Below are 3,592 nucleotides of genomic sequence, written 5' to 3'. Positions count from 1 at the left end.
CAACGACCGGCCCCAGCGCGTGACACCTCCTCGTCCGACTCTTCGCCGGTATTTCCCTTGACCCCGCCTTCCCCCACAACCGTGCGCTTCGAATACTTCGACGGCGATGTCCTCGGCATCGGCATCGCATCGCCACGTCTGTCCTGGCAGATGCCGATGGCTGCCGCAGGCTCCGCCCAGGTTTCTTATGAGCTCGAGATCGATCGCTCCGGCATCGTGGACACGTTCGCGGTCGATTCTGCGGATCAGGTGCTCGTGCCGTGGCCGGCTGCTCCGCTGAGGTCGCGGGAGCGCGTCAGCGTCCGCGTGCGTGTGCGCGGCCAGTCCCGCGGGTGGAGTGGCTGGAGCGAGCAAGTGCGCGCCGAGGCCGGACTTCTCGCTCCCTCGGACTGGACGGCTCGTTTCGTCTCTCCGCGCGGCATCGGCGGCTTGGATCAGCCCGCTCCCGTCCTCTCCACGGAGTTCCATCTGCCCGCAGGCGCGGTCTCAGCTCGGCTCTATTCGACGGCGCACGGAATCTATGTCGCCGACCTCAACGGGCGACGAGTGTCCGAGGATCAGTTCGCACCCGGATGGACCGCCTACGACGCGCGGCTTCGCTACCAGGTGTACGACGTGACCGCTCTCGTCGCGCCCGGCCGCAACGTGCTGACCGCCCTGCTCGGCAATGGCTGGTATCGCGGCCGACTCGGCTATCTCGGTGACCGAGCGGTCTACGGCGATCGGCTCGCCTTCCTCGCGCAGCTCGAGATCACGATGACATCCGGCGACGTGATCACCGTCGCCACCGACGCGAGTTGGCGCAGCGCCGAGAGCGGCGTCCTCGCGGATGACTTCTACAACGGCCAGACCACCGACCTGCGGCATCCGTTCCCGAACACCCCGCATCACGTCGACGTCATCGAAAGCGACCTGTCCGTGCTCGTCGCCGCCGAGGGGCCACCGGTCCGCGAGACGCAGGTTCTTCCCGCTCAACGGGTGTGGCGATCGCCGTCTGGTCGTACGCTCGTGGACTTCGGACAGAACGCGGTCGGGCGGGTGCGATTGCGTCTCCGTGAATCGACTCCGGGGCAGCAGATCCTGGTCCGCCACGCGGAGGTGCTGGAAAACGACGAGCTCGGGACGCGACCCCTTCGTGCAGCGGAGGCAACCGACCGCTTCATCTTGCGCGGAGGGGCGAGCGAGGTCCTGGAGCCCCAGTTCACGTTTCACGGCTTCCGCTACGCCGAAGTCACGGGGGTCGACAACCTTCGGGCAGACGACATCGACCTCGTCGTCTTGGGCAGCCAGCTGCGCCGCGCGGGATGGTTCGCCTCTTCGGACGACCACCTCAACCAGCTCCACGAGAACGTGGTGTGGGGCATGCGGGGCAACTTCCTGGACGTGCCCACCGACTGTCCACAGCGCGACGAACGGCTCGGGTGGACCGGCGACATCCAGATCTTCGCCCCCACCGCCTCGTTCCTGTACGACGTCAGCGGGTTCCTCAGTTCATGGCTGGCCGATCTGTCCGCAGAGCAGCTGCCGGACGGCACGATCCCACACATCATCCCGGACATCTTCAAGAGCGACGTTTCCTCCTGGCCCGCCGCAGCTTGGGGGGATGCGGCCACGGTAGTGCCGTGGGTGCTCTATGAACGCACCGGCGATCGCGGAATACTCGAGCGGCAGTTTGACAGCGCCCGCCGGTGGGTGGATGCGATTCGCGAACGTGCGGGTTCCGACTTGATCTGGCGCGGTGACCGCCAGTTCGGGGATTGGCTCGACCCGACGGCGCCGCCGGACGATGCATTCCGCGCGAAAGCGGACCCCGACGTGGTTGCGAGCGCACATTTCGTACGTTCCGCCGACATCGTCGCGAGCATCGCAGCGGTGCTCGGTCGAGGCCAGGAAGCGGCGCTCTACGCCGACCTCGCTGCCGCGGCCCGTGACGCATTCATCCGTGCCTTCGTTGCACCGGACAGCACCGTGTTCTCCGATTCGCAGACCGCGTATGCCATGGCGATCCTGTGGCACCTGTTCCCCGACGAGAAGGCTAAGGATGCCGCGGGGGAGCGCCTTGCTCAGCTCGTCCGCGACAGCAACTGGCGCATCAGCACTGGATTCGTCGGCACGCCGCTCGTCTGCGACGCGCTCGAGATCACGGGTCACGTCGACGACGCGCATCGGCTGTTGTTCCAGTCCGAGCTGCCGTCCTGGCTCTACCCCGTCCGCATGGGTGCGACGACGATCTGGGAGCGGTGGGACAGCATGCTGCCCGACGGCACGATCAACCCGGGCGAGATGACCTCGTTCAACCACTACGCGCTCGGCGCGATCGCGGACTGGATGCATCGCAGCGTCGCCGGTCTGACTGCAGGCGCCCCGGGCTACCGCGAGATCTCCGTCCGGCCGCACCCGCCCGCGCAACTCGACTTCGCCGAAGCCCGACATGACACTCCGTACGGCGAAGCGGCCGTGCGCTGGGAGCGGACACCCGCCGGTATCGAGCTCTCGGTCACAGTACCCGTCGGCGTCACCGCCGTCATCGAACCACCCGATACCGACGACATCCACCGCGTCGGGGCCGGCATCCATCGATTCATCTCACCGAACCAGAAAGTCCAACGATGACCACCAGCGAACCTCAGGTCGCGGTGCCCGGACCGCACGTCGTTTCACGCGGCAGCGGAGCGGTCCGCCCCATCATTCCGGGCTTTCATCCGGATCCGACGATCTGCCGGGTCGGCGAGGACTACTACCTGGCGACGTCGAGTTTCGAGTACTTTCCCGGAGCGCCGATCTTTCACAGTCGGGATCTGGTCACCTGGCGGCAGATCGGCAACATTCTCAATCGCCGTTCCCAGTTTCGTCTCGGCAACGGCGGATCCTCGACGGGCATCTACGCCGGCACACTCCGGCACCACGACGGCCGGTTCTGGTTCATCACCACCAATGTGAGCCAGTTCGGAGAAGGACACTTGCTCGTCCATGCCGAAGACCCGGCCGGCCCGTGGAGCGAACCGATCCTCATCCCCGAAGCGACGGGAATCGACCCCGACCTCGCATGGGATGAAGACGGTACGTGCTACCTCACCTGGCACGTGCTCGACTTCACACGTGGTGGCTACGGCATCCGTCAGGCGCCCATCGACCTCACCACCGGTCGCTTCTTGGAACCCGCCTACCCGGTGTGGCAGGGGAGCGGCATGGCCGCCGCTGAGGGTCCGCATCTCTACCGGATCGGCGAGTACTGGTACCTCGTCCTCGCCGAAGGGGGCACCGAGCGCGGTCACGCCGTCACCGTCGCACGGGCGTCCAGTCCGCGCGGTCCGTTCGAAGCGTGTCCCTGGAACCCCGTCTTCACCCACCGCAGCAGCACTCACCCCGTCCAGAACGTCGGCCATGCCGACCTCGTGCAAACCCCCGACGGCGACTGGGCTGCGGTCTACCTCGGCGCGCGCACCCGCGGCTCGACCCCGGGCTTCCACGTGCTGGGGCGGGAGACCTTTCTCGCGGGTGTCGACTGGTCCGACGGCTGGCCCGTTTTCGATGAAGCAAGATACGACGTTCCGGAGGTGGACTCGGGATTCACCGACCGGTTCACCGATCC

Annotated in this window: 2 protein-coding genes; both read left to right on the top strand. The window is 66.8% G+C overall.

Going from position 1 to position 3,592, the window contains the following annotated elements:
• Window positions 1-57 precede the first annotated feature (57 nt).
• Window positions 58-2,613 (top strand): family 78 glycoside hydrolase catalytic domain, encoded by a 2,556-nt coding sequence (locus VFX99_RS10860; protein WP_329666308.1) that lies wholly within the window; start codon window positions 58-60, stop codon window positions 2,611-2,613.
• The coding region (locus VFX99_RS10855) for a glycoside hydrolase family 43 protein (protein WP_329666307.1) at window positions 2,610-3,592 on the top strand (983 nt) is incomplete at its 3' end. The genes VFX99_RS10860 and VFX99_RS10855, both read left to right, overlap by 4 nt.

The sequence above is a fragment of the Microbacterium sp. genome, assembly GCF_036277215.1.
In the GTDB taxonomy this organism is placed as follows: domain Bacteria; phylum Actinomycetota; class Actinomycetes; order Actinomycetales; family Microbacteriaceae; genus Microbacterium.
Note: the sequence above shows the minus strand (reverse complement) of the source record. Positions and strands in the feature narration are given on the sequence as shown.